The sequence below is a fragment of the Rhizobium sp. CIAT894 genome, from assembly GCF_000172795.2.
Taxonomy (GTDB): Bacteria; Pseudomonadota; Alphaproteobacteria; order Rhizobiales; family Rhizobiaceae; genus Rhizobium.
Genome location: NZ_CP020947.1, coordinates 2,414,527 through 2,439,935, shown reverse-complemented (window position 1 = coordinate 2,439,935; position 25,409 = coordinate 2,414,527). Strand labels below are relative to the sequence as shown.

At 61.1% G+C, this 25,409-nt stretch carries 20 protein-coding genes, 1 pseudogene and 1 riboswitch; of the genes and pseudogenes, 12 read left to right on the top strand and 9 right to left on the bottom strand.

What is annotated here, in order from left to right:
- Window positions 1-226 precede the first annotated feature (226 nt).
- Window positions 227-625 carry a GFA family protein gene (locus RHEC894_RS12060; protein ID WP_085737441.1) on the top strand — a complete coding sequence of 133 codons (399 nt, stop codon included), beginning with the start codon at window positions 227-229 and terminating at the stop codon, window positions 623-625.
- On the opposite strand, the gene RHEC894_RS12055 is transcribed toward RHEC894_RS12060, so the two are convergent.
- Window positions 622-1,152 (bottom strand): DUF1003 domain-containing protein, encoded by a 531-nt coding sequence (locus RHEC894_RS12055; protein ID WP_085737440.1) that lies wholly within the window; start codon window positions 1,150-1,152, stop codon window positions 622-624. The genes RHEC894_RS12060 and RHEC894_RS12055 overlap by 4 nt on opposite strands.
- A gap of 190 nt (window positions 1,153-1,342) precedes the next feature.
- Between RHEC894_RS12055 and RHEC894_RS12050 the strand changes: the two genes are divergently transcribed.
- The 3 genes from RHEC894_RS12050 to RHEC894_RS33365 all read left to right on the top strand — a co-directional run bounded on the left by RHEC894_RS12050 (window position 1,343) and on the right by RHEC894_RS33365 (window position 4,800).
- Window positions 1,343-3,022 (top strand): NAD+ synthase, encoded by a 1,680-nt coding sequence (locus RHEC894_RS12050; RefSeq protein ID WP_085737439.1) that lies wholly within the window; start codon window positions 1,343-1,345, stop codon window positions 3,020-3,022.
- A gap of 42 nt (window positions 3,023-3,064) precedes the next feature.
- Window positions 3,065-3,895: a TolB family protein gene (locus RHEC894_RS12045; protein WP_010066900.1), complete on the top strand. Its 831-nt coding sequence runs from the start codon at window positions 3,065-3,067 to the stop codon at window positions 3,893-3,895.
- Window positions 3,896-4,611: 716 nt separating this feature from the next.
- Window positions 4,612-4,800 carry a hypothetical protein gene (locus RHEC894_RS33365; protein ID WP_245339467.1) on the top strand — a complete coding sequence of 63 codons (189 nt, stop codon included), beginning with the start codon at window positions 4,612-4,614 and terminating at the stop codon, window positions 4,798-4,800.
- A 97-nt stretch (window positions 4,801-4,897) separates the two neighbouring features.
- Here RHEC894_RS33365 and RHEC894_RS12030 read toward each other — a convergent pair whose 3' ends face one another.
- Window positions 4,898-5,326: a hypothetical protein gene (locus RHEC894_RS12030; RefSeq protein ID WP_245339520.1), complete on the bottom strand. Its 429-nt coding sequence runs from the start codon at window positions 5,324-5,326 to the stop codon at window positions 4,898-4,900.
- A 407-nt stretch (window positions 5,327-5,733) separates the two neighbouring features.
- Between RHEC894_RS12030 and RHEC894_RS12025 the strand changes: the two genes are divergently transcribed.
- Complete coding sequence (locus RHEC894_RS12025; protein WP_085737436.1) at window positions 5,734-6,300, top strand: hypothetical protein; 567 nt, start codon at window positions 5,734-5,736, stop codon at window positions 6,298-6,300.
- Window positions 6,301-6,534: 234 nt separating this feature from the next.
- On the opposite strand, the gene RHEC894_RS12020 is transcribed toward RHEC894_RS12025, so the two are convergent.
- The 4 genes from RHEC894_RS12020 to RHEC894_RS12005 form a co-directional block, all read right to left on the bottom strand.
- Complete coding sequence (locus tag RHEC894_RS12020; protein ID WP_010066404.1) at window positions 6,535-7,602, bottom strand: 3-deoxy-7-phosphoheptulonate synthase; 1,068 nt, start codon at window positions 7,600-7,602, stop codon at window positions 6,535-6,537.
- A 331-nt stretch (window positions 7,603-7,933) separates the two neighbouring features.
- On the bottom strand, window positions 7,934-8,515 hold the full coding sequence (locus RHEC894_RS12015; protein ID WP_085737435.1) for a cache domain-containing protein: 582 nt from the start codon (window positions 8,513-8,515) through the stop codon (window positions 7,934-7,936).
- Between the two features lie 62 nt (window positions 8,516-8,577).
- Complete coding sequence (locus RHEC894_RS12010; RefSeq protein ID WP_085737434.1) at window positions 8,578-10,452, bottom strand: HAMP domain-containing methyl-accepting chemotaxis protein; 1,875 nt, start codon at window positions 10,450-10,452, stop codon at window positions 8,578-8,580.
- Between the two features lie 246 nt (window positions 10,453-10,698).
- Window positions 10,699-12,105 (bottom strand): MFS transporter, encoded by a 1,407-nt coding sequence (locus RHEC894_RS12005; protein WP_085738957.1) that lies wholly within the window; start codon window positions 12,103-12,105, stop codon window positions 10,699-10,701.
- Window positions 12,106-12,279: 174 nt separating this feature from the next.
- A riboswitch (cobalamin riboswitch) is annotated at window positions 12,280-12,467 on the top strand.
- Between the two features lie 41 nt (window positions 12,468-12,508).
- On the opposite strand from RHEC894_RS12005, the gene bluB reads away from it, so the two are divergent.
- Window positions 12,509-13,198, top strand: a complete 690-nt coding sequence (bluB, locus tag RHEC894_RS12000; protein ID WP_085737433.1) for a 5,6-dimethylbenzimidazole synthase — start codon at window positions 12,509-12,511, stop codon at window positions 13,196-13,198.
- Window positions 13,199-13,228: 30 nt separating this feature from the next.
- Here bluB and RHEC894_RS11995 read toward each other — a convergent pair whose 3' ends face one another.
- On the bottom strand, window positions 13,229-14,320 hold the full coding sequence (locus RHEC894_RS11995; protein ID WP_085738956.1) for a DUF2865 domain-containing protein: 1,092 nt from the start codon (window positions 14,318-14,320) through the stop codon (window positions 13,229-13,231).
- A 291-nt stretch (window positions 14,321-14,611) separates the two neighbouring features.
- On the opposite strand from RHEC894_RS11995, the gene RHEC894_RS11990 reads away from it, so the two are divergent.
- Window positions 14,612-15,145: a ribonuclease H gene (locus RHEC894_RS11990; protein WP_085737432.1), complete on the top strand. Its 534-nt coding sequence runs from the start codon at window positions 14,612-14,614 to the stop codon at window positions 15,143-15,145.
- A gap of 131 nt (window positions 15,146-15,276) precedes the next feature.
- Here the strand turns inward: RHEC894_RS11990 and RHEC894_RS11985 are convergent, their stop codons facing one another.
- A complete protein-coding gene (locus tag RHEC894_RS11985; RefSeq protein WP_085737431.1) occupies window positions 15,277-17,589 on the bottom strand; it encodes an NADP-dependent malic enzyme in 2,313 nt (770 codons plus the stop codon).
- A gap of 243 nt (window positions 17,590-17,832) precedes the next feature.
- On the opposite strand from RHEC894_RS11985, the gene RHEC894_RS11980 reads away from it, so the two are divergent.
- Window positions 17,833-19,272 (top strand): FAD-binding oxidoreductase, encoded by a 1,440-nt coding sequence (locus RHEC894_RS11980; RefSeq protein WP_085738955.1) that lies wholly within the window; start codon window positions 17,833-17,835, stop codon window positions 19,270-19,272.
- 97 nt (window positions 19,273-19,369) lie between these two features.
- Here RHEC894_RS11980 and RHEC894_RS11975 read toward each other — a convergent pair whose 3' ends face one another.
- Window positions 19,370-19,930, bottom strand: a complete 561-nt coding sequence (locus RHEC894_RS11975; RefSeq protein WP_085738954.1) for a TetR/AcrR family transcriptional regulator — start codon at window positions 19,928-19,930, stop codon at window positions 19,370-19,372.
- Between the two features lie 232 nt (window positions 19,931-20,162).
- On the opposite strand from RHEC894_RS11975, the gene RHEC894_RS11970 reads away from it, so the two are divergent.
- From RHEC894_RS11970 to RHEC894_RS11955, 4 genes and pseudogenes are all read left to right on the top strand, one after another.
- Entirely contained in the window at window positions 20,163-21,341 is a 1,179-nt protein-coding gene (locus RHEC894_RS11970) for an efflux RND transporter periplasmic adaptor subunit (protein ID WP_206427855.1), read from the top strand.
- A 5-nt stretch (window positions 21,342-21,346) separates the two neighbouring features.
- Window positions 21,347-24,498 (top strand): annotated as a pseudogene (locus RHEC894_RS11965) (efflux RND transporter permease subunit).
- A gap of 181 nt (window positions 24,499-24,679) precedes the next feature.
- Window positions 24,680-24,994: a metalloregulator ArsR/SmtB family transcription factor gene (locus RHEC894_RS11960; protein WP_010066762.1), complete on the top strand. Its 315-nt coding sequence runs from the start codon at window positions 24,680-24,682 to the stop codon at window positions 24,992-24,994.
- A complete protein-coding gene (locus tag RHEC894_RS11955; protein WP_085737430.1) occupies window positions 24,991-25,362 on the top strand; it encodes an SRPBCC domain-containing protein in 372 nt (123 codons plus the stop codon). The genes RHEC894_RS11960 and RHEC894_RS11955 overlap by 4 nt, the downstream gene beginning before the upstream one ends.
- The last annotated feature ends 47 nt before the right edge of the window (window positions 25,363-25,409 follow it).

The window sequence follows — 25,409 nt, the reverse complement described above, 5'->3', positions numbered from 1 at the left end:
GGTTGAATGAAATCGGAGCCGCAGTATCGCCGACAACAGCAACGGATTCAATGCCGGGAGGGACGAGAGGGGCGGGTGTTGTCGACAAGCAACAGCGATGACCGCAGCAACCGGGCACCGGCAAGGCCTGTGGCCTTCAAGATTTCTGATGATTTTGTTGAACGGAATGGATTTGACGGAAGGCGTGATCGGCGGCAATTTTCGGTCATAAAAGGGGAGAGCGATCATGACCGAACGGCATACAGGCGGCTGTCTTTGCGGCGCCGTGCGATTTTCAATTGGGGCAAAGCCCGGACCCGTCGTCGGCTGCCATTGCTCGCAATGCCGCCGGCAGACCGGGTTTTATTATGCGGCGGTCAATGTGCCCCGTGCCGCTCTTTCGGTGGAAGACGCCGGCGCGATCCGCTGGTATCGGTCGAGCGCCGAAGCCCAGCGCGGCTTCTGCTCGAACTGCGGTTCGGCGCTGTTCTGGCAGGGCGACCAATCGGCGGAGATTTCCGTCATGGCTGGCGCTTTCGACGAGCCCAGCGGTCTTGCCTTCGGCCATCACATTTATTGCGCCGACAAGGGTGATTTCTATGAGATCACGGATGGCCTGCCGCAATATGACAGGTTTCCCGTTTAGCCCCTGGCGGAAAGTTCGGCGCTGAGGCGGGCGACATCCTCGCGTAGCGCCGTCAGTTCGGTCAGCACGCTCATGTCGATCTTCTGGTGCAGCGAAAGCACCTCGAGTTCGGCCTTGAGATTGACTTCGTAATCCTTGGCGGCTTCGAAGTGGTCACGTTCGGCCTGGCGGTTCTGCGACATCATGATGATCGGCGCCTGGATGGCGGCGAGCATCGACAGGATCAAGTTGAGGAAAACAAAGGGGTAGGGGTCGAAAGCGCCTGATGCCAGGATGATGGTGTTGATCAGCGTCCAGACGACAAGGAACGCTAGGAAGGCGAGGATGAACGACCAGGAACCGCCGACGCGGGCGATGCCATCGGCGACACGCTCGCCGAACGAGGCCTCGGCGGAAAGAGCGGCGTTGACGTCGGTTGAGATGACCTTGCGCTCGTGCGCCCTCGCTAGCACGCGTTTTTCGATATCGCCGAGTTCGTTGGCCGGCTTGTCGAAATGATGGTGCATGAAGTTCGAAAGATTAGACATGGTCTGTTTCCGGTGCCGGTTATCGCTGGGATCGCTTTCGGGGCCAGTATTCCGCTCCGCCGGTAAATTGCAATGCGTATCGATGCCGCGTCGCGCCATGCGATCCGTTCATCAAAATTTCATCTCTGGGAAGAGCCGCTTTCGGAGCGAACATGTTGCCGTTGGGGAAACTGCAAGCTAAATAAATGACATGACACAGGAAAACGCTCTCTCCGATATCCTCCGCATTGCCATCGCGCAGCTCAATCCAACGGTCGGCGATGTCGCCGGCAATCTCGCCAAGGCAAGGGAAGCGCGCACCGATGCGGGCCGGGAGGGTGCGCATCTGCTCGTGCTGACCGAGCTTTTCATCTCCGGCTATCCGCCTGAAGATCTGGTGCTGAAGCCGGCTTTTATCCGCGCCTGCTGGAAGGCGGTCGAGAGCCTGGCGGCCGATACGGCCGATGGCGGGCCGGGCGTCATCATCGGTTTTCCCCGGCAGGACGAGGCCGGGCGCTATAATTCCGTCGCCGTGCTCGACGGCGGCAAGGTGATCGCGGTGCGCGACAAGGTCGATCTGCCGAATTACGGTGAATTCGACGAGAAGCGCGTTTTCCATCAGGGCGCCATGCCGGGGCCGGTGAATTTCCGCGGCATCAGGATCGGTATTCCGATCTGTGAGGATATCTGGGGCGATCTCGGCGTTTGCGAGACTCTGGCCGAAAGCGGCGCCGAGATCCTGCTGTCGCCGAACGGTTCGCCTTATTATCGCGGCAAGGTCGATATCCGCCATCAGGTCGTGCTGAAGCAGGTGATCGAGACCGGCTTGCCGCTGGTCTATGCCGCCCAACTCGGCGGCCAGGACGAGCTCGTCTTCGACGGGGCGAGCTTCGCTTTCAACGCCGACAAGTCGCTGGCCTTCCAGATGAGCCAGTTCGAGACCGCGCTTGCGGTGACCACCTGGAAGCGCGGCGAGGCCGGCTGGCATTGCGCCGAAGGGCCGATGGCGCATATCCCGGAGGGTGAGGAGGCCGATTACCGGGCCTGCCTGCTCGGCTTTCGCGACTACGTCAACAAAAACGGCTTCAAGACCGTCGTGCTCGGCCTTTCCGGCGGCATCGACTCGGCAATCTGCGCGGCAATCGCCGTCGATGCGCTCGGCGAAGAGCGGGTGCGCACCGTCATGCTGCCCTACCGCTACACATCGGAAGATTCGCTGAAGGACGCCGCCGACTGCGCCAAGGCGCTCGGTTGTCGCTACGACATCGTGCCGATCGAAGAGCCGGTGACGGGATTCGGCAGCGCGCTCTCCAGTCTTTTCGAGGGTACGGACAGCGGCATCACCGAAGAGAACCTGCAGAGCCGCGCGCGTGGCGTCATCCTGATGGCGATCTCCAACAAGTTCGGCTCGATGGTGGTGACGACGGGCAACAAGTCGGAAATGTCAGTGGGCTACGCCACGCTTTACGGCGATATGAACGGCGGCTTCAATCCGATCAAGGACCTCTACAAGATGCAGGTCTATGCGCTGTCGCGCTGGCGCAATGAGAATGTGCCGCCCGGCGCGCTCGGCCCTTCTGGCGAGGTGATCCCGCGCAATATCATCGACAAGGCGCCATCGGCCGAACTGCGTCCCGACCAGAAGGATCAGGATTCGCTGCCGCCCTATCCCGTGCTCGACGATATTCTCGAATGCCTGGTGGAGAAGGAGATGGCGGTCGAGGAGATCGTCGCGCGCGGCCATGACGTCGCTACCGTTCACCGCGTCGAGCACCTGCTCTATCTTGCCGAATACAAGCGCCGGCAATCGGCGCCGGGCGTGAAGATCACCAAGAAGAATTTCGGCCGCGACCGGCGCTATCCCATCACCAATCGGTTTCGGGATCGCTGAAGCGATCGAGATCGTTAACGTCGATGTCAGAGAGGAGAAGACATGCGCAGCTCGGTCGAGATCTATAATGTCAAGACGGGCCGGGCGCGTGAGGTCTGGCAGACGGATCGGCTGGTGGAAGCGCCGAATTTTGCTCCCGACGGTTCCTATCTCCTGTTGAATGGCGACGGGCTGCTCTACCGGCTGCCGCTCGATGGCGGCGAGGTTGTTCAGGTCGATACCGGCTTTGCCGTCAACTGCAACAATGATCACGGCATCTCCCCTGACGGGACCGAGATCGTCATTTCCGACAAGACCGAGTTCGGCAAATCGTCGATCTATATCCTGCCGATCGAAGGCGGCACGCCGCGGCTCGTTACGGAAAATCAGCCCTCCTATTGGCACGGCTGGTCGCCGGATGGACGCCAGCTCGCCTATTGCGGCATCCGCGACGATTTCTTCGACATCTATACGATCTCCGTCGACGGCGGAGTCGAGACGCGGCTGACATATGGCGAGGGCCGCAATGACGGGCCGGATTATTCCGCCGATGGGCAATGGATCTACTTCAACTCCAGCCGTACCGGGCTGATGCAGATCTGGCGCATCCATCCCGATGGCACCGGCCTCGAACAGGTGACCTCGGACAATCAGGGCAACTGGTTCGCTCATCCATCGCCCAAGAACGACAAGGTGCTGATCCTGTCCTACGACCCCGGCGTTTTCGACCACCCGCGCGATCTCGACGTGCGGCTGCGGCTGATGGAGATGGATGGCGGCAACCTGAAGACGCTGTTCGAGCTTTTCGGCGGGCAGGGCACGATCAACGTGCCCTGCTGGTCACCAGATGGCGACGAGTTTGCCTATGTGCGCTATTTCCCGATGAACTCTTGAGAGCGGCGGACCGCCATTTTTTGATGGGGTAGTGGTGGCCTGTCTGGCACGATTGAACCTTGTGCGGGGGGCAGTTGATCCGCGGACTCAATCAATACCCGTAAGGCATTTTGTCGGCCGTACTTGCGCCGAATTCTCCGCAGTAAGCTTTCCGGGCCTCGTAATCGCTAATGTATTCGCCAGCAGAATTGTCGTGACAATTCGAGATCATGGTATCGGCGGCAAGGCCTGACCAAACTATCGCGATAACGAGGACAATCAGGCATGACAGGCAAAATCCGCCCAGAATTTTCAACAAGCGCATCGGTAGCCCCGTTGTCTAGCTACTCGTGTTTATGGGGGGCCTTTCAATTGAGCAAGGCCGCCTCTAGCACGATGTAGCCGATCCTTTGATGATGGGGCCGTGGGTTGGTGCGTTTTCTATAGCACCTTCGCCACTCTGACATGCTAATCGGCCTAGATAGACCCAGCTAACAGCGTTTCAAATAGGACCTTACTCAATCGTGCGTAAAGTATTGATCGCGACCTTAGCCTTCATGATCTGCTGCCCTGTTTTACTGTTTATCACGTTTCCGGTCGAGTATCTTCGGAGGCTCGGAAAATACGAGCACTCTCATACTCTCAATCGGATGGCGGTCCCCATCGCCAAATTCTATATACAGAATGATATGAGATATGCTTGCGGTAACGAGACGTATTTCAGGAATTATAATGCCATGAGCTTTTTCGATGACCTGCCGCTTTCGCCGGAAGAGGAGCTTATGCTCCAGTCACAGGACAAGATTGCGCTCCTGTTTTTAAGTGATGTCGTTTATGACCAGAATGAATATCTCGACTCTATCCGAACCGTGACCGCTTATAATATGGTCGTCGCCTCTAAGTGCCTGCACAGGCGCACGTCGTGAAAGCCCTCGCCGGCGATCGAGCCAACATTGATGGCGGGGTGGTGGGTTCCTGATGATATCGAGAGACCGCCTACCTGAGCGCTTTGCTTGGAACCGTTTAAGAAACGGGCTGTCTTTTAACGCCAGCGGCGGCCACTAGCCAGAACAGCCCACCTGCAGCAACGCAGAATACAGCTATCTCTGCGAGCAATTTGAGGGTCTCTAGCAATCCCCACCATGTCAGCATGCCGTTTTGGTAAGTGATGTGGTCACCAGTATAAGCCTCGTCAGGGCCGAAAAATGCAACTAGGCACATCCAGTGGAAGGTCGCAACAAAGGCCCCAACCATCGCGCAATTTGCAAGGGACGGCCCTACACGTCGCCTGAAGTAGAATAGCAATGGAATCCCCAACACAGCAGTTGGTGGATACGCACCAATGAGCGCGACGGCCTGAGTTGTTCGGATAACGCGCTCGGTCATTTCCGGCAGGCCCTGATACAGTGGGCTGTAAAGAGCGTATGCGAAGGACGCGATTAAGGGAACCACGATCAACGCAATCGCTACTCTCCACCAAGGTGGAGACGGAAGAGTTTCTACAGGCATGCGTCCCCTATCGAAAAAAGCTTATTCGGCAGGATTGCACGTCAAAGTGTGCGTGACAACGTCGCGCACGGCCTCATCTTCGAATTGCTGATGCGCACGCTTTTGAGGGGGTGATTGGAGGACTGCTAAGGTTTGATTGCAGCAGCTGCCTCCAGTCCCGTGTAACTCGCCGAAGCGGACGGGGTATTCTATTTCAAGATGAGCTGTGGCATTTATTCATCTGTTTAATTGTGAGGAAATATCGTGACCTGAATATCAGCGCTATTCTGGCTGGCAACGACTGGTCGCCCACCGCTCCAACTTGCTATTTTGGTATCCGCAAACATGAAGATAAACCTGGAGGTATAGACTTGCTGGCTGTCTTGAGATGCGTGTGGACGCTGCGTGGTTTCACGATCGCCGGCTCCGTGGTGGCAATGGGTTTCACGCTCGCAGGATGTTCATATCTTTTTGTCCGTGGTGTCGAGGGAAGCTACCTCGCAACGGGTACTCCGGTGCTCGGAAAGGTGACCGCAAGTAACGAGAGTGAGGAGATGGGGGGAACGATTGAGATCGGCTCGGCCGAAAGGCAGCAATGCAAGGGTCGCTACAGCGTCTCGCAGGTGAAGACAAATTTCTGGAAGCTGGAGACCGGCGAGCGAACCTATCGCGGAAAGATCTACTGTCTGGATGGTCGAGCAGGGGCGTTTGAACTCATATCGAAGGATAAGGGGAAAACCGGCTCGATCACCGGCGAAATCAATGGTGAGGCATTTCAACTCGATATGTTCGAATCGAAGAGCCGTGAGTGCATGACGGACGAATGCAGATGGGGCTTGAAGTGGACTTACGAAAAAGAGCGTGACAACATGCGTACCTATTACAGGGTCGCGACTGAACACGAGCCCGATTCAGTGGATCCACGGCTGTTCTATTGAATCTGCTCCTATTCCGCGTGCCGATGATCCGGCCTCGGGCTCCACCCATGATGGCGTGGCGGTTTGTTTGCAACCTCACGTTGCTCGTGCCAGTTTTCAAATCGGAACTTGGATCGATCATCCGGGCGTGAGTTATGAAGCCGTATCCGGTAGACGTATCCGTGAGATAACCGGGTTGGCCTCCACCGCCCCGTTGGGCGGCGGGTGTCTGCCCGCCGCGCTTGATGCTGTCTATCAGGCTGCAACGGCTGCCTTGCGCCGCTCGCGGGCGGAAACGGCGAGGTCTTCCAGCACGGCGACCGACATATCCCAGTCGATGCAGCCATCGGTGATGGACTGGCCGTAGACCAGCGGCTTGCCGGGGACGAGATCCTGGCGGCCAGCCACGAGGTTGCTTTCGATCATCATGCCCTTGATGTGGCGGTTTCCGGCGGCGATCTGTCCGGCGACGTCCTTGACCACATGCGGCTGGTTCATCGGATCCTTATTGCTGTTGGCATGGCTGGCGTCGATGAGGATGCGCGGGGTCACGCCGAGCTTGAGGGCTTCGCTGACCACCGCCTGGACATCGGCCGCCTCATAATTCGGGCGCTTGCCGCCGCGCAGGATGATGTGGCAGTCCTCGTTGCCCCTCGTCGAGGCGATCGCCGCCTGTCCATCCTTGGTGACGGCGGGGAAATGATGTGGCTGCGAGGCGGCCAGGATCGCGTCGAGCGCGACGCGGGCGCTGCCATCGGTGCCGTTCTTGAAACCGATCGGGCAGGAGAGGCCGGAGGCGAGCTGGCGATGGATCTGGCTTTCGGTCGTGCGTGCGCCGATCGCGCCCCAGCTGACGAGGTCGGCGATATATTGCGGCGTGATCGTGTCGAGGAATTCGACGCCGGCCGGAAGCTCCATGGCATTGATGTCGAGCAGCAGGCGTCTGGCAATCCTCAACCCTTCCTCGATGCGGTAGCTGCCGTCGAGATGCGGGTCGTTCATCAGGCCCTTCCAGCCGACGGTGGTGCGGGGCTTTTCGAAATAGACGCGCATGACGATTTCGAGATCGTCGGCGAAGCGGCGGCGCTGCTCCAGGAGCCGCGCCGCATAGTCCCGGGCGGCAGCGGGGTCGTGGATGGAGCAGGGGCCGATGACGACGATCAGGCGATCGTCTTTGCCCTGGAGAATTTGATGGATCGCATCGCGATTGCTGGTCACCGTCTCGGTGACAACAGCATCGCGGTGGATTTCCGCAATGATATCGGCGGGTTTGGTCAGCGGGGTGATCTCGAGGATTCGCAGATCATCAATGGTATCGGACACGGTATGGCTCCTGTTTGGTCATACCGGGCGAAACAAAAAAGCCGCCAGGTAGACTAGCGGCTGTTCGGGTTGTCGTCGCGTTGACTTCAGTTACGCATAGACCCGCATCCGCTGGGAGCAGCGGTACCAATAAAATCGCGAGGCGTAGATCGAAGTGGTCGACATCAGGCGTATGTAGCGCCACGGCCGCCTGATGTCACGCAGAATTTGCGGCCTGAAAATCCGGCTCCTGCGGCCCCCCAGTCGCTGCCGCAGGGAGGCAGAACGCGTATCGCCCAGAAGCGTGCTGCTTCCGGGCGATTTCCGGGCGATATGAACGCGGAAGCTGAGATCAGAGGGCGTCGACGTTGACGCCGACGGTGATGGCGCCGATCGGCGTTCCCTTGTCATCGGATATGGTGACGCTTGCCTGCGACTGCAGCGCCTGGGTCGATTCGTCCTTTTCGATCTCGTCGACGAAGACGGCGTCCTTGCCGGCGCCGAAGGATTTCTGGAACTTGCCCTCGTCGCCCTGCCAGTAGTCGGAGGTGGGATCGCTTTGGCCGACATTCAGCCCCTTTGCATCCATGACGAAGATTTCAGCAATCTTGCCGTTGGACGCAGCCTTCTTTTCCTGCAGGAATTTCGACAGCGCATTGCCGAGCACGCCGTCGATCATCGAATGGTCGGAACCATCGACCTCAGCACGCCACTTCTTGTCGAGGGCGTCGATCTCGGCCTGGCTGAGATTGGCGTTTGCGGCATTCTGTGCCTTGATGGCCTCGATGATCGCAGGGTCGTTCAGCCAGGGTTTGATGTCGCTCGTCACGTAGTCGGCGATCGGAGCAAGCTTCGCATCCTGCGCCATGGATATGCCCATGGGCATGGCGACGGCGGTGCAGGCCAAAAGCAATGCGGTCATAACTTTCTTCATAACTGTTCCCTTCCCGATTTTTGGGGTGTTGAGGATCAAAGGCTTATCGAACGAAGTTGGCGTCAGAACTCTTCCCATGCGCCGGGAGAGGCGGCTACGGCGGCGTTACCCGCATGGCGCTGCGAAAAGCTCCTCTGTTCCGGGCGAGGTTGACGAACGGGTTGAGCGGATTTGGGCTGGCTGACGGCAGAGACGGCGACGGTGAACCGGCCGGCCGACTCCTGCAGAAGGCGTCCCTGCATCAGCAGTTCCTGGCAGGCCGCGTTGGTTTCCTCCACCATCGCCGCATTCTGCTGTGTGGCCTGATCCATCTGGTTGATCGCACCGTTGATTTCCTGCAGGCCCGTCGCCTGCTCGCGATAGGACTGGACAATCGACGCGATGCTGTCGCTGATGCGGTTGATCTGCTCCTCGATCTTCAAGAGAGCATCGCCGGTCTCGTTCACCAGCCCGACGCCGGCTGCCACTTCCTGGCCGGATACGTTGATCAGGTTCTTGATTTCCTTTGCCGCATTGGCGGAGCGCTGGGCGAGTTCCCGCACTTCCTGCGCGACGACCGCAAAACCCTTGCCGGCTTCGCCGGCACGCGCGGCCTCGACGCCGGCATTCAGCGCCAGCAGGTTCGTCTGGAAAGCGATTTCGTCGATGACGCCGATAATGCGGCCGATCTGGCTCGATGAGGTCTGGATCCTGTCCATCGCTCCAATCGCATCGCGTACCACCGTTGCCGAGACATGGGCGCTGTGCTTGGTTTCCTCGACCAGCTTGCCGGCACTTTCGGCTCGTTGCGACGACGTTCTGACCGTCGTCGTCACCTCATCGAGGGCTGCGGCGGTCTGTTCGAGGGCGGCGGCCTGTTGCTCTGTCCGCCTGGCGAGCTGATCGGCGGAGGACGCCAGTTCGCTCGAGCCGCCTTCAACTGCGACGGAGGCTGTCTTGATCTCCGTCAGCGCGGCTGCGACCGCCTGGACCATGTTGTTGAAATCTTGTCGCAATTTGTCGAACTCAGGACCGAGATCGGCGAGCTGGATCGAGAAGTCGCCGGCGGCAAGCTTTTCCAATTCATTTGCCAGCGCTGTCATTACAAGCCGCTGAGCGTTGCTCGCCTCTTCCGTTAGCAAGGTGTTGCGCGCCCGTTCAGCGTCGAACGAGGCGCTTTGCTCGGCAGCGGCCCGCTCTCTTTCGATCTTGGCAATCGCCTCGTTGCGGAAAACTTCCAAGGCACGCGCCAGGAAGCCGATTTCATCGCCATTTTCCCGGTAGGTAACGGGAGAGGCGAGGTCGCCTTTCTGCAAGGCGCTAATTCTTTCACTGAGGATCCTGAGGGGGCGGCCGACGAGGCCGCGCATGGCGAGAAGAAAAGCGACGACAGCCATGGCGGTGATCGCGAACTGAGTCAGCAGCGAAACCAGGACCTTCTGCTTGACTTCGGCAGCGATTTTTTCGATCGACCAGTTGGTGACGACGTAGCCGGTGGCCTTGCCCGACTTATCCAGTGGAAGCGGCGCGATGATCGTGACCACGCCGGCAGATATCCCGCTGTCATCGATCGTGGTTTTCTCGGGCTTGGCGCTGAGGCGCTTTGCCAGATCGGCCGGTGCCGGCAAACCGTCAATACCGTCGCGCGTCCAAGTATCGACGGCGGCGGGTTCGGCGTTGAAGGCGGCAAACTGAACAAGGTCGAGCGAGGGATCGTCGCGGTAGAGCGAATAGGCCTCCCGAACGGCATTCGCCTTGCCCCATTTCACGCCCCCGGCAGACAGAGATGCGAACTGCTCCGCATCCTTGGACCAGTTCGCCTTGGCGCCATCGATCAGCGCCTTGGTTTCGTACATCCACGTATAGGTGGCAAAGGCGGAAATGCCGCAGAGGTTGACGGCAACGATAATCGCGGCCAGCTTGGCTGTCAGAGGCATCGTTTTTAAAAATTGGAACATGCCGCGGGGGCCTCGAAACGCGGCTCAGTCGAATACTTTCTCGACCAGCCTATCAACACGGGCATCCACGCCGGCGGTCGCAGCATGAGCACTCATGCCCATGTCCCCCTTGCGACCCAAAACGCGCAGATGCAGTGTGTCTGCGATGTGTGAATAAATCATAAAGTAGAATGGGATACGGGAACGGACCGGCTCCTATTCCGGGACGGCCGGCCTTGATCGCCGAGAGCGGTCTTTCATGCGGAATTAAGGGCTGTTTTCCGCCATGGCCTCTTCGGGCTCGGTCCGGCGATGCTTGCGGCGGCGCGTCGTCAGTTCCGCGCCGGCATCACGCGGCAGGCGCAGGAAGGTGATGCAGGCCAGCGCCGAGATTGCCGAGACGCTGAAGAAGGCGATGTGAAAATCCGAAACCAGCAGCCTGCCGCCGTGAAAACCGCTCGAAATTTCGAGGATACCGCCGGCAATCGCCACACCCATCGCCATCGAGATGCGCTGGGCGACGGCATTGATCGCGGTCGCCTGGCTGCTGTCGGCATCGTCGACATCGCCGAAGGCCATGGCGTTGACGCCCGAAAAGGCCATGGAGCGGAACAGGCCGCCGATCAGCAGGCAGGCCATGATCAGCGGCAGCGGCGTTGCAGCGGTGAAGAACCCGTTGATGCCGAGGAAGATGGCCGCCAGCAAAGTGGTGATCGATATGACAGTGCGGAAGCCGAAGGCATTGAAGGTGCGCGAGGCGGCGAATTTCGACCCCATGGAGCCGAGCGCGCTGACGAAGGTGACCGAGCCCGATTGCAGCGGCGTCAGGCCGAAGCCGAGTTGCAGCATCAGCGGCATCAGAAAGGGCAGGGCGCCGAGCCCCATACGGAAATTGGAGGCGCCGAGGATCGCCGCCCGGAACATCGGGTAGCGGAACATTTTCGGATCGAGAAGCGGATAGGCGGCGCGGCGGGCATGCAGGAGATAGAGGAGGCCGGCAAGAATGCCGATTGCCACCGTGACGTAACCGTAGATGACGGGCACGGCCGGCAGGCTGATGACCGACAGGCCGAAGACGAAGCCGGAAAAGCCGATGCCGCAGAGGAAGAAGCCCGGAAAATCCATCGGCCGCGGACTGCGCGGCTCGACTGCCGGCAGGAAACGCGTGACGAGGATGACGCCGGCGACGCCGATCGGGACGTTGATCCAGAAGATCCAGTGCCAGGTGAGATAGGTGGTGAGGAAACCACCGATCGGCGGCCCCATGATCGGGCCGATCAGCGCGGGAATGGTGAGCCAGGCCATGGCATCGACCAGTTCATGACGCGGCGTTCCCCGGACCAGGAGCAGGCGGCTGACAGGCGTCATCATCGAGCCGCCGGCTCCCTGGATCAGGCGCGAGACGACGAAGGCAGCGATGGAATTGGAAAAGGCGCAGGCGACCGAGCCGATCATGAAGACGAAGATCGCCAGACGGAAGACGTTACGTGCGCCGAAACGATCCGACATCCAGCCGCTGATCGGAATGAAGATCGCCAGCGCCACGAGATAGCTGGTGACGGCAAGCTTCAGCGCGATCGGCGACGTGCCGATATCGACGGCGATGGCCGGCAGGCTGGTGGCGATCACGGTCGAATCCATCTGTTCCATGAACAGGGCGACCGCGAGGATCATGGGCGTCAGGCGGGGCACGGGCAACCGGGATGCTGCGAGGGACTGCATCGTGCATACGCCTTCGGCGGTGATAAGGCCATAGAAACGATCGATGAAGGGGTTTTTCGAGCCGCTTCAAACCGCCGCGGGTGGGGCTCGCTATTGCGCTTCGGCTTGCCGCGGCATCCGTTTCCTGAAATAGATGCGCCGTCAGGTGCCCGCCGGTGAGGCGGGAGAATCGGGAATCCGGTGCGAGACCGGAACGTGCCCAACGCTGTAAGGCCGACGCCTGCCGCATCATTACGCCACTGGCTTTTGCCGGGAAGGCTGCGGCAGACGGATGACGCCAAGTCAGAAGACCGGCCTGCCAAGATAGACCCAACCCGCGCGGACGGCGGGCGGTTGCGTTGTTGGGGATTTGACGATGCGACCCTTTGATGAGGATGCCCTGTCAGTGGCGTCCGGTTTTTCCTTGGCCGAACGCGAGGCCGTTTATCACGCGATCATGACGCGGCGCGACGTGCGCAGCCAGTTCCTGCCCGACCCCTTGCCCGACGATGTCGTGGCGCGGCTGCTGACGGCTGCCCATCACGCGCCCTCCGTCGGCTTCATGCAGCCGTGGAATTTCATTCTGGTGAAAAGTCCAATTGTGCGAACGCGCATCCGGGAGGCTTTTGCCAAGGCCAACGAGGAGGCGGCATTGATGTTCGAGGGCGAGCGGCGGCAGGCCTACCGCTCCCTGAAGCTCGAAGGCATCGTCGAGGCGCCGCTCGGCATATGCGTAACCTGCGATCCCACCCGCAGCGGCAGCGTGGTGCTGGGGCGCACGCACAATCCCAGGATGGATAGCTATTCGACAGTGTGCGCGATCCAGAATCTCTGGCTTGCGGCCCGCGCCGAAGGGATCGGCATCGGCTGGGTCAGTATCTTTCGGGAAGGCGACCTGAAGACCATTCTCGGCATACCCGAGCATGTCGAGGTGGTCGCCTGGCTCTGCGCCGGTTTCGTCGATCGGCTCTACGACGAGCCGGAACTTTCCGTCAAAGGCTGGCGGCAGCGGCTGCCGCTCGAGGAACTCGTGTTTCACGACGGCTGGGGACGGAGCGAGCGCTGAACGGCGTCGCTTCGAACCCGGCTCGGCCAATCACTGCTGTTGCGGCTGCGGCCCCGGCGTTGCCGGATTGGCGAGGTCGATCGAACCCTGATCGCCGGCGAGGAATTGCGGGCCGACCTGCCGGACCTTGTTCTGTGCGGGGTCATAGGGACGATCGGGAACGGATGGCTGCGGGGCTGTTGCTGCCGCAGTATCTTTTACCGGCGGATTGGTGCGGATGGTGGTGATCGAGCCCTGCTGCGGCGGTTCGCTTAACGTCTGCTTGCCGCGCATCTCATCGTAATAGGCGGTGAGATTGCAGGCGCAGGAGGACTTTTCGCCGGGCGAGCGGTTCTTGTAGGCGAAGGCGTTCTTCATGGCGCTGTAAGGCGTGCCGGTTGCGACCGAGATCATGTTCGAGGCTTCGGTGCTGGTCACGTCGCGATAGAACAGTTCGGTCTCGATGCCGGGACACATCTTGGCGCAGGTCTGGGCATCGCGGCCGAAATCGACCGAGGTGGCGTTCGAGCTGATCGGGAAGAAGCCACCGTCGCAGCTGCGCACACACATGGTGCTGATGGGAGAGAGCATATCCGCCCGCGGCAGGCCGTAACGCGGATCGACCTCTCCACCGCCGCCGAGCGGAATGAAGGTGTCGCCGCGCATCGCCTGTTCCTCGATGCTGGGGGCGGGATCGTCGGCGCTGCGTTCGGACGGCGCATAGAAATTTTCGCTGTTGCAGCCGTTGCGCTCCAGAGCGGCCATCAGTTCCCGGCGCGCGCCGTCATCGCCCTGGCTGCGCAGTTCGTCGCGCCGATCCTGGAGATAGCGGATATTGTCGATCATCCGGGCTTCTGCCTGCGAGAGTTCTGAGCAATAATCGGCATTCTCGCCGCCGATCACGACCATGCTCCCCGAGGTGCAGCCGTAGCTGCGCAGATCGTTGCGAACCTTGCGCAGCTCGAGGTTCTGCTCGGCCATGGCGCTGGAATATTGGCGCGCTTCCGGGCCGTTGCCGTTGCCGATCGATCGCGGCAGGTCCGCGAGGCGGCCGCGCAGGTCGTTGCAGATAGCGCTGGACTGCGCGGCGGCGGGCGATGCCAACGCAAGAAGAAGGACAAGAGAGAGGTTTCGGCGTTTCACGGCTCGTCCCGGAATGAGCATGCGGTCGAAGATCGATGCGACGTCACTTCGCCGCGTGGTTTCTCTTAGCGTGTTTCTCTTAAGAAGCTCAGCTAAATTCTTAGCGCATTTTCGCGATTTTTTCCAGCGGCTGCGGGCATCTTCCGTTACGGGAGGTGGGGAGGGGCTAGCTGACGTCAATGCTTGACTCGGCGGACGATTCAATTTCAATGTCCGCTTGGGGATAGCAGGCCGGTCGCAGATCGCACTGGCCTGCGCGGCGGCACGGTGAAGGCGAAAAAGGGCGGAGAAATGACTGGCATTTCCGGCGAGCTTCACCTCGCCGCAACGACATTCGGCCTACCAGATGCCCAACGCGGTCTCCAGGTCTTCGTGGACGGTTGTTATGAACCTGTTTCCGGGCGCGGGGGCTGGGCTTTTGTTGCTTATCGCGATGTCGCCGAAATCGCATCCGGCTTCGGTGGCGTCGAAGATTCGGCCAATAATGCGACTGAATTGATCGCCGTGCTCAAGGCCGTCATGTGGATCAACAGCGAAGCAAAGGGCGAAGCCGCAATCATCTGGTCGGATTCCGTCTATGCCGTCAAAGGCTGCAACAGCCGGCGACATATCTGGAAGAACAACGGCTGGAAGAAAAGCAGCCCGAATGGGAATGCCCGGAGCCGAACGATCGCCAATGCGGAACTCTGGAAGACGGTCGACCTTCAGCTCTCCTTGAACGCCCTGGTGACGATTGCCTGGTGCAAGGGGCATTCGGGCATTGCCGGAAACGAATGCGCGGATACGCTCGCCGACAGAGGGCGCTTGTCCTTACCGGATGCCTGATATTTGTGGCATCAGGACATGTGTCGAAGTGGTTTCAAAGGCCATCCCAGATCCCGTGCGTGATCTGCTTCATATCAGCCCGTTTGCAGGTGCTCGGGACAAGCCCGAGCACGACGAAATGAGGAGCCGGCCTACGCCGGCTGCGAGGCCTCGACGACGGCCAATGCCGCCATATTGACCACACCGCGGGACGTCACCGAGGGAGCGAGGATGTGGGCGGGCAGGGCGGTGCCGAGCAGGATCGGGCCGACATGTAGGCCGTCCGTCATCGATTTGACCACACCGAGGGTGATGTTGGCGGCGTCGAGGTTCGGGAAGACCAGCAGGTTCGCCTCGTCATGCAGTGTCGTATCCGGCATGACGCGTTTGCGCAGCGCTTCGGTGATGGCGCTTTCGCCGTGCATTTCGCCGTCGACTTCGAGATCGGGGGCAGTCTCGCGCACGAGCTGCAGGGCATTGCGCATCTTGGTGGCGCTTTCGGATTCGCGCGAGCCGAAGTTGGAATGCGAGACGAGGGCGGCGCGCGGGGTGATGCCGAAGCGGCGGATTTCCTCGGCCGCCAGCACCGTTGCCTCGGCAACTTCCTCGGCACTTGGATTGAAGGTGACGTAGGTGTCGGTGAAGAAGGTGGCCCCGCGCTGCGAGATCATCAGGCTGAGGGCGGAGAAATCGCGGACGTCCTTACGCTTGCCGATGATCAGGCGGACGTCGCGCAGGTGCTTCTCATAGCGGCCTTCGAGGCCGCAGATCAGCGCATCGGCTTCGCCGCGCCTCAGCGCCAGCGCGCCGATGACAGTCGTATTGGTACGCACGATGGTGCGGGCAGCTTCCGGGATGACGCCGCGGCGGCCGACGAGCGAAAAATAAAGATCGACATATTCGCGGAAGCGCGGATCGTCCTCAGGATTGATGACCTCGAAATCCTGCAGCGGCCGGATACGCAGGCCGTAGCGTTTGAGGCGCGTCTCGATGACCTGCGGGCGGCCGATCAGGATCGGGTCGGCAAGGCCTTCCTCCAGCAGCACCTGGGCGGCGCGCAGCACACGTTCGTCTTCGCCTTCGGAGAAGATGACGCGCTTGCGCTCTGCTGCCTTGGCCGCGGCGAAGATCGGCTTCATGACGAAGCCGGAGCGGAAGACGAAGCGGTTCAGCTGGTCGAGATAGGCGTCGAAATCCTGGATCGGGCGGCGCGCCACGCCGCTCTGTTCGGCGGCCCTGGCAACGGCAGGGGCGATGCGCAGGATCAGGCGCGGATCGAAGGGCGAGGGGATCAGGTAATCCGGGCCGAAGACCGGGGTTTCGCCGGAATAGGCGCGGGCGGCGACATCGGACGGTTCCTCGCGGGCAAGCGAGGCGATGGCGCGCACCGCGGCCATCTTCATTTCCTCATTGATCGTCTCGGCGCCGCAATCGAGCGCGCCGCGGAAGATATAAGGGAAGCAGAGGACGTTGTTGACCTGGTTGGCGAAATCCGAGCGGCCGGTGCAGATCATCGCGTCAGGACGGGCAGCACGGGCAAGATCCGGCATGATCTCGGGCGTCGGGTTTGCGAGCGCCATGATCAGCGGCTTGTCGGCCATCTGCGCCAGCAGTTCCGGTTTCAGCACGCCGGCGGCCGAAAGGCCGAGGAAGACGTCGGCACCCCCGATATTTTCGGCGAGCGTGCGTGTCTCGCTCTTCTGGGCATAGACGGATTTCCATTCATCCATCAGCTCGGTGCGGCCCTCATAGACGAGGCCTTCGAGATCGTGGACCCAGATGTTTTCGCGTTTTGCCCCGAGGGTCACCAGCAGGTTGAGGCAGGCAAGGGCGGCCGCCCCCGCGCCTGAGGCGACGATCTTGACGTTTTCGATCGCCTTGCCGGCGAGTTCCAGCCCGTTCAGGATCGCGGCGGCGACGATGATCGCCGTGCCGTGCTGGTCGTCGTGGAAGACGGGGATCTTCATCTTCTCGCGCAGACGCCGCTCGACTTCGAAACATTCCGGCGCCTTGATGTCTTCGAGGTTGATGCCGCCGAAGGTCGGCTCCAGCGAGGAAACGGTGGAGACCATCTGTTCGACGCTTGCCGCGTCGATCTCGATATCGAAGACATCGATGCCGGCGAATTTCTTGAAGAGCACGGCCTTGCCCTCCATGACCGGCTTGGAGGCGAGCGGGCCGATATTGCCGAGGCCGAGAACGGCGGTGCCGTTGGAGATGACGGCGACGAGATTGGCGCGCGAGGTATATTCGGCCGCCATCTCCGGATTGTCGCGGATCGCAAGGCAGGGTGCGGCAACGCCGGGCGAGTAGGCAAGGGCCAGATCACGCTGATTGCCGAGCGGCTTGGTCGCCTGGATCTCCAGCTTGCCGGGGCGGGGGTAGCGGTGGAAAAAGAGCGCCTGTTCGTCGAGATCGCCGCTCGTCAGGTTCTTTTCCGTCTTGGATTTTTCTTGGTTATCCATCGCCGCCTCCGTGCACGTCTTTTTGGGAGTTCCCTCCATACATCAATCGGATACGGGCGACAGTATGGAAATGAGGGCTGGGAGAAGTTTTCGTCGAGCGCACGCGGAGGGGCAGGGCACTGCGGATGGGCCTGGCGTATTGTCATCACGGTACTAATCCTTTTGGAAAACTTGTTTGACGCCTCCCGCAAGCGCAAAATGCCGGCCGCGACGGTGCGGGGCGCCGGTCGCATGGAGGAAATCATGGACAATTTGAACCTGACGACCCTGCAAAAAGGGCAGACGATGGTCAATGACGTGGCCATGGATGCCTTTGCCGCCGGATTTCGCGGCAATCTCTTGACCGGCAAACACGTGGATTACGATGAGGCGCGGGCGATCTGGAATGCGATGATCGACCGCCGGCCCGGGCTTATCGCGCGTTGCGCCGGGGCGGCCGATGTCGTGCGCGCCGTGCGCTTTGCGCGCGATAACAGCTTGCTCGTTTCGGTGCGGGGCGGCGGCCACGGCATTGCCGGCAACGCCGTCTGCGAGGGCGGTATCGTCATCGACCTGTCGGCCATGAAATCGGTGCGCGTCGATCCTGAGATACGTCGCGCCTGGATTGGGCCGGGCGCGACGCTGGCCGACGTCGACCAGGAAACGATGGCCTTCGGGCTGGTACTGCCGACTGGCATTAATTCCACGACCGGCATCGCCGGCCTGACGCTTGGCGGCGGCTTCGGCTGGCTGACCCGCAAATTCGGACTGACCGTCGACAATCTGCTTTCGGTCGATGTGGTGACGGCCGACGGCGAACTGGTCAAGGCGAGCGAGACGGAAAGGCCGGATCTCTTCTGGGCACTGCGCGGCGGCGGCGGCAATTTCGGTGTCGTCACCTCCTTCGAGTTCCAGCTCAACCCGCTCAAAACAGAGGTTCTCGCCGGGCTGGTGGTGCATCCTTTCACTGACGCGGAGAAGGTGCTGAGGGAATATCGGCAGGCGCTGGAAGCCGCACCCGATGAACTGACCTGCTGGGTGGTGATGCGCCAGGCGCCGCCGCTGCCGTTTCTTCCGGAGGAATGGCATGGCAAGGAGGTCCTGGTGCTTGCCATGTGTTACTGCGGGGACGTGGCGGCCGGGGAAAAGGCAACGGCCAGATTGCGTGCGATCGGAAAACCCATTGCCGACGTCGTTGGCCCGGTGCCGTTCACCGGCTGGCAGCAGGCATTCGATCCGCTGCTCACACCGGGTGCGCGCAATTACTGGAAGAGCCAGGATTTTGCTTCGCTTTCGGATTCGGCAATCGACGTTTTGCTCAACGCGGTGGGCAAACTGCCGGGGCCGGAGTGCGAAATATTCGTCGGCCATGTCGGCGGAGCCGCGGGCCGCATCCCCACCGAGGCTACCGCATTTCCGCAGCGCAGTTCGCATTTCGTCATGAATGTGCATGCGCGCTGGCGGGAAAGCGGCATGGACGCAAGCTGCATCGGCTGGGCGCGCGAGCTGTTCGAGGCAACCAAGCCGCTTGCCGTCGGCACCGCCTATATCAACTTCATGCCGGAGGATGAGACCGATCGGGTCGAAATGGCTTACGGCGCCAATTATGCCCGGCTTGCCGAAATCAAGCTGCGTTATGATCCGAACAATCTGTTCCGCATGAACCAGAATGTGAAACCGACGGCGGTCGTGCGGGCTGCCTGAGGGGAGCGATAGATACCAGCAAGTCGAAGGAGCCGCTGCGCGTCAAGCAGAACGCGCAGCGCTCCGTGTCTTCGGCTGGTGACAGGCGGATTGCTTGTCACCCGTCGGTGATATCGAGCAATTCCTGCAGCAGGACCGCGTCGTCGGACCCGGGATCTCCGTCGGGTCTCAGAACATGGGCAAGCCATGCCCCGTCCGCCGCCAGGCGGACGATTTCGAGCCGGGTTCCCGTGTCGGTTGCGGCATGCCTGATGAGCCGGTCATCGATCCATTTGTGCCAGAGGCTCTTTGAGTAGGGGTCGGCAAGCACCGTCATGGTCTGCGCCGACCACGGACTGTTGTTTTGAGCGCGGTCGGCAAACAGAGTGCGGACATAGGCGCGGGTGAATGTGCCGTGCCCGCCCTTGTCCTTTTCCAATTCCTCGTCAATCTCGCGATCCAGATTTTCCATCATCCCGTCGAAGACGGCCTCGATGAGAGCCTGCTTGTTGGGGAAATGGTGAAACAAACCTCCCTTGGTCACGCCGGCAGCACTGGCGACTGCCTGCAGACTGACGGCAGCCAGGCCATGCTCGAGCGCCAGTTTTGTGGCGCAATCGAGGAGCGCTTGCCGCACGACATCAGGCTGTTTCTTTCTGTTTCGGGGGCTATTTATCAATGGACGATCCGTGTTCGTGCGGCGCTTCGTGACGAGGGCGCCCAAGAGGTCAGTATCACTCTCGGGATCGCAGTGCCATGGGATCTCGTGAAACGGTTTTGCTATCATACCAACCGGTAGGTATCTTGAAAATCGAAAAAATATCGACTACCTGTCGGCTCAGGAGGCCCGCCGAACGTCATTGTCGGCGGGCTGTGTTTTTGGGCACCACAATGCGCCATCCAGAAGGCTGATGAACATGCTTCTTCGAACGAAATCATTGCGTTACACGTTCATTCTGGCGCTGCTGCTCGGTGCGGGGCTGCAGGCTCACGCTCAGGAAGGCGGCGCGATGCCGCCTGCTGCCGTCAGTGTCCTGACGCTTGAGGCGCGCTCCGTTCCCGTCGTTAGCGAACTGCCGGGCCGTATTGCCGCGACACGCGTATCGGAGGTGCGGGCCAGGGTTTCCGGCATTCTGCAGGAGCGGGTCTTCGAGCAAGGCAGCCTCGTTCACCAGGGCGATGTGCTCTACCGGATCGATCCGGCGCTGTTCCGGGTCCGGGTGGCAAGTGCCGAAGCAAGCCTCGAGCGCGCGAGGGCGACGCAGACCAACGCCCGCCTGCAGCTCGACCGCCAGAAGTCCCTGCGCGACCGCGATGTCGCAAGCGGTATCGAATACGATACGGCAGCTGTCGCCCTTGCCCAGGCGGATGCCGATGTCGCGCTGGCGCAGGCAGCGCTCGACGAGGCGAAGATCAATCTCGGTTATACCGAAGTCCGGGCGCCGATATCGGGCATCATCGGCGGTGCTCTGGTGACGGAAGGTGCGCTGGTGACGGCCGACGCCGGTGATGCTCTTGCCATGATCCAGCAGATCGATCCGGTCTATGCCGACTTCACGCAATCCTCCGGCGAGTTGCTGGCGCTGAAGCGGGCGGTCGAGAACGGCAGCCTCGCCTCGACGGAACCAGGCAAGGCCGACATCAAACTCGTCTTCGACGACGGCACGGTCTACGGCCAGGCCGGAAAGCTGCTCTTCCGCAGCGCCAGCGTCGATGCGACGACGGGCCAGGTCACCCTACGCGGCGAATTTCCCAATCCCAAGGGCGATCTGCTGCCGGGTCTTTACGTCAGAGTCCGCATCGAGCTGGCCGTTCGGGAGAAGGCGATCCTCATCCCGCAACGCGCCGTCATCCGCGCGGCCGATGGCAAGGCTCAGGTTTACGTGGTGCAGGAAGGAGACGTGGCGCAGCCACGCGATGTCGAACTCGGGCAATCCTCCGGCAATGAATGGGTGGTCGAAAGCGGCCTGACCTCCGGCGAACGCCTGGTCGTCGACGGTGTGCAGAAACTGCAGCCGGGCGCCAAGGTCGCGCCGGAAGAGTGGCGTAATGGCGAAGTCGCGTCCGGTGACGCCAAGAAGCCGGAGTAAGATCGATGGCACGTTTCTTTATCGATCGCCCGATCCTTGCCTGGGTCTTTGCGATCTTCATCTCCATCGCCGGCCTGATCGCGCTGCCGTTCCTGCCGGTCGCCCAGTATCCGAAGGTCGCCCCACCGCAGCTCAGCATCACCACCAGCTATCCCGGTGCATCGCCGCAGGACATCTATCAGGGCGTCACCCGCCAGATCGAGGAAGAGCTGAACGGGGTCGAGCATCTTTCCTATTTCGAGTCGACCTCCGATACCTCGGGCGCGATGACGATCACTGCGACCTTCGCGGCAGGCACGGATATCGACCAAGCCTCCGTTGACGTTCAGAATGCCATCCGCCGTGTCGAGCCGCGGCTGCCGCAATCCGTCAAGGACCAGGGCATCACGGTCGAGGAGGCGTCATCAGGCTTCCTGATGTTCATCTCGCTGACGTCGACGGACGGGAAGACCGATGAGGTGGCGCTCGGCGACTATCTCAACCGAAATGTCATCGGCGAGCTGCGCCGCCTCGACGGCGTCGGCCGCGCGCAGCTGTTTGCCTCGCAGCGGGCGATGCGTATCTGGATCGATCCCGACAAAATGGTCGGCCTCAACCTCACGGCATCCGATATCAGCACGGCGATTTCGGCGCAGAATGCCCAGGTCGCGGCAGGCCAGATCGGCGCGGCGCCCAATCCGGTCTCCCAGGACCTGACGGCGACCGTGCTGGTCAAGGGGCAACTGACCGATACCAAGGAGTTCGGAGACATCGTTCTGCGCGCCAATGCCGACGGCTCGAACGTCAGGCTGCGCGACGTCGCACGCATCGAAGAGGGCAGCGAGAGCTACAGCTTTTCTACCCGGCTGAACGGCCAGCCGAGTGCGGCGATCGCCATCCAGCTGTCGTCGACGGGCAATGCCGTCAGCACCTCCAATCTGGTCAAGGCGAAGATGGAGGAACTGTCGCGCTTCTTCCCTGATGGCGTCGAATATTCCGTTCCCTACGACACCAGCCCTTTCGTCTCCGCATCGATCGAAAAGGTGGCGCATACGCTCGCAGAAGCCGTCGCGCTCGTCTTCATCGTCATGCTCATCTTCCTGCAGAGCTTCCGCTACACCATCATTCCGACGCTCGTCGTGCCGGTCGCGCTGCTCGGGACGCTTGCGGTGATGTTTGCTGCCGGCTTCTCGATCAACGTGCTGACGATGTTCGCGATGGTGCTTGCCATCGGCATTCTGGTCGATGACGCCATCGTCGTCGTCGAAAACGTCGAGCGGCTGATGGCGGTGGAGGAGCTGTCGCCGAAGGAGGCGACCAAAAAGGCGATGCGGCAGATCACCGGCGCCATCCTCGGGATCACGCTGGTGCTCTCCTGCGTCTTCGTGCCGATGGCGTTTTTCCCCGGCTCGACCGGCATCATCTACCGCCAGTTCAGCCTGACCATGGTTGTTTCAATCCTGTTTTCGGCCTTCCTGGCGCTGTCGCTGACACCGGCGCTCTGCGCCACCTTCCTGAAGCCGATCAAGGGCCATCACGACAAGAAGGGTATCGCCGGTTGGTTCAACCGCAATTTCGACCGGCTGACAGGCCGTTATGCCCGCACCGTCGAAGGGCTGGCCAAGCGCTCCTGGCGGGTGATGGCCGTTTATGTCGCGCTCGTCGTCGGCCTCGGTTACCTCTTCGTCAACCTGCCGAGCAGCTTCGTGCCGGATGAGGACCAGGGCTTCCTGATCGTCGACGTGCAGGGGCCGCCGGAGGCAAGCCGCAACCGCACGGTGGCCTCGCTCGAAAGCATCGAGGCGATCTTCAAGAAGGAACCGGCCGTCGCCAATGTCGTCGCGATCCAGGGCTTCAGCTTTTCTGGTCAGGGGCCGAATGCCGCCCTGGTCTTCGTGACCCTCAAGGACTGGGCCGAACGCGGCGCCGGCAATACGGTGCAGGAAATCTCCAACCGCGCCAATATGCAGCTGTTCGCGTTGAAGGATGCGATGTCCTTCGCGCTGTCACCGCCGCCGATCGAAGGCTTCGGCACCACCAACGGCTTCACCTTCCGCCTGCAGGATCGTGGGGGCAAGGGCCAGGCGGCACTGACCGAGGCGGCGGGAATGCTGCTCGGCAAGGCATCCGGGAACCCCATCATCGCTGGTATCCGTCCGGAAGGCATGCCGGATTCGGCCCAACGGTGCTCGTCATCGATCGCGAAAAGGCCAATACCTTCGGCGTCGCCTTTGCCGACATCAACAGCACGATCACTGCCAATCTCGGCTCGAGCTACGTCAACGACTTCCCGAATTCCGGCCGTATGCAGCGCGTCATTGTGCAGGCGCAGGACAAGAGCAGGCTGCAGGCCGAAGACCTGATGAAGCTCAATGTCCGCAATGCGAGCGGCGGCATGGTGCCGCTCTCCTCCTTCGCCGTCGCCGAGTGGCAGAAGGGGCCGGCACAGATCGTCGGCTACAACGGCTATCCCTCCGTACGCATTTCGGGTGCTCCGGCGCCCGGATATTCATCGGGCGCGGCTATTGCCGAAATGGAGCGGCTGGCCTCGGAGCTTCCCGACGGCTTCGGCTTCGAATGGACCGGCCAGTCGCTGGAGGAGCTCAGATCGGGATCGCAGGCGCCGTTGCTGTTCGGCCTCAGCATCCTCTTCGTCTTCCTGCTGCTGTCGGGGCTGTACGAGAGCTGGTCGATCCCGCTGTCGGTGATGCTGGTCGTGCCGCTTGGGGTCATCGGCTGCGTGCTCGCGGTGATGAGCCGCGACATGTCCAACGACATCTATTTCAAGGTCGGCCTGATCGCGATCATCGGATTGTCGGCGAAGAACGCCATCCTCATCGTCGAATTCGCCAAGGATGGCTTTGCCGAGGGGAAATCGCTGATGGAGGCGGCGATCGAAGGCGCCCGTCTGCGTTTCCGGCCGATCATCATGACCTCGCTCGCCTTCACCTTAGGCGTGGTGCCCCTGGCGATCGCCACCGGGCCAAGTGCTGCCAGCCAGAATGCGATCGGCACCGGCGTGCTCGGCGGCATGGTGTCGGCGACGGCGCTGGCGATCTTTTTCGTTCCGGTCTTCTTCGTCTTCGTCCTGCGTCTCCTGAGGACGAAGCGGCCGGAGAGTGTAAACGAGGAGGCTCCGGCGGGGCAGGAAGCGGCAACGGTGACGTTGCCGACATAGGGTCTCCATGACAAGCAATCGTTATCGGAACCGGCGGAGACTGGCCCACGCCGGCTCCGTGCGTCCGGTACAGAGTGCGGCCGGTACGGGCGGTTGCTCTGCGTCGCAGACTTTGATTGCCAATCCATATAAAGTCTGAAACGGGCTTGTGAATCGCATAAGTGTATGCTTATGTGTCGTCATGATGGAGCATGATATTTTCCGGGCTTTGGCCGATCCGACCCGCCGTACGATTTTCGAGAAGCTGGCGAACGGCAGCATGAATGCCAGCGCGCTTCGGCAGGGTATGGATATCAGCCAGCCGGCGATGTCCCAACACCTCGCAGTGTTGCGGGAGGCACGACTGGTGCGCGAACAGCGGGAGGGACGTTTCGTGAATTACCAGGTCGATCCGGACGGGCTCGCCCTCATCGCAGAATGGCTGGCGAAATATCGTGCCTACTGGCCCACCCGCATCGATGCTCTCAAGCTCTTGCTGAAGGATATGGATCAATGAATGAGGTGAAGACCCTAGCGCAGACCAAACAACAGCAAACCGGCTTCGAACAGAGGTACGAACTGGATGCGCCGCCGGAAAAGGTCTGGCGGGCAATCAGCATTGCGGAATTCCGGGAGAAGTGGCTGCCGAAGGAAGCGCTGGCCGATCCGCGATCGCTCTCCGAGACACCGGGTAAAGAGGTTCGCTACAGATTGCGCGACGACAGCCCGCCCTTTCTCGAAAGCACCGTCACCTTCACGATCGCGCCGAATGCATCGGGCGGCACCAGCCTGCGGATCATCCATGAGTTGACCGGCGCGACATTCGAGCGTCTCGCGAGTTCGGTGGCCAACAGCAACAGCCCGACCCTGATGCTCGCCGCCTGACGCGGCAAGCCATTCCCGTCATAGTCCCAAACGATTGGAGTTCGCCG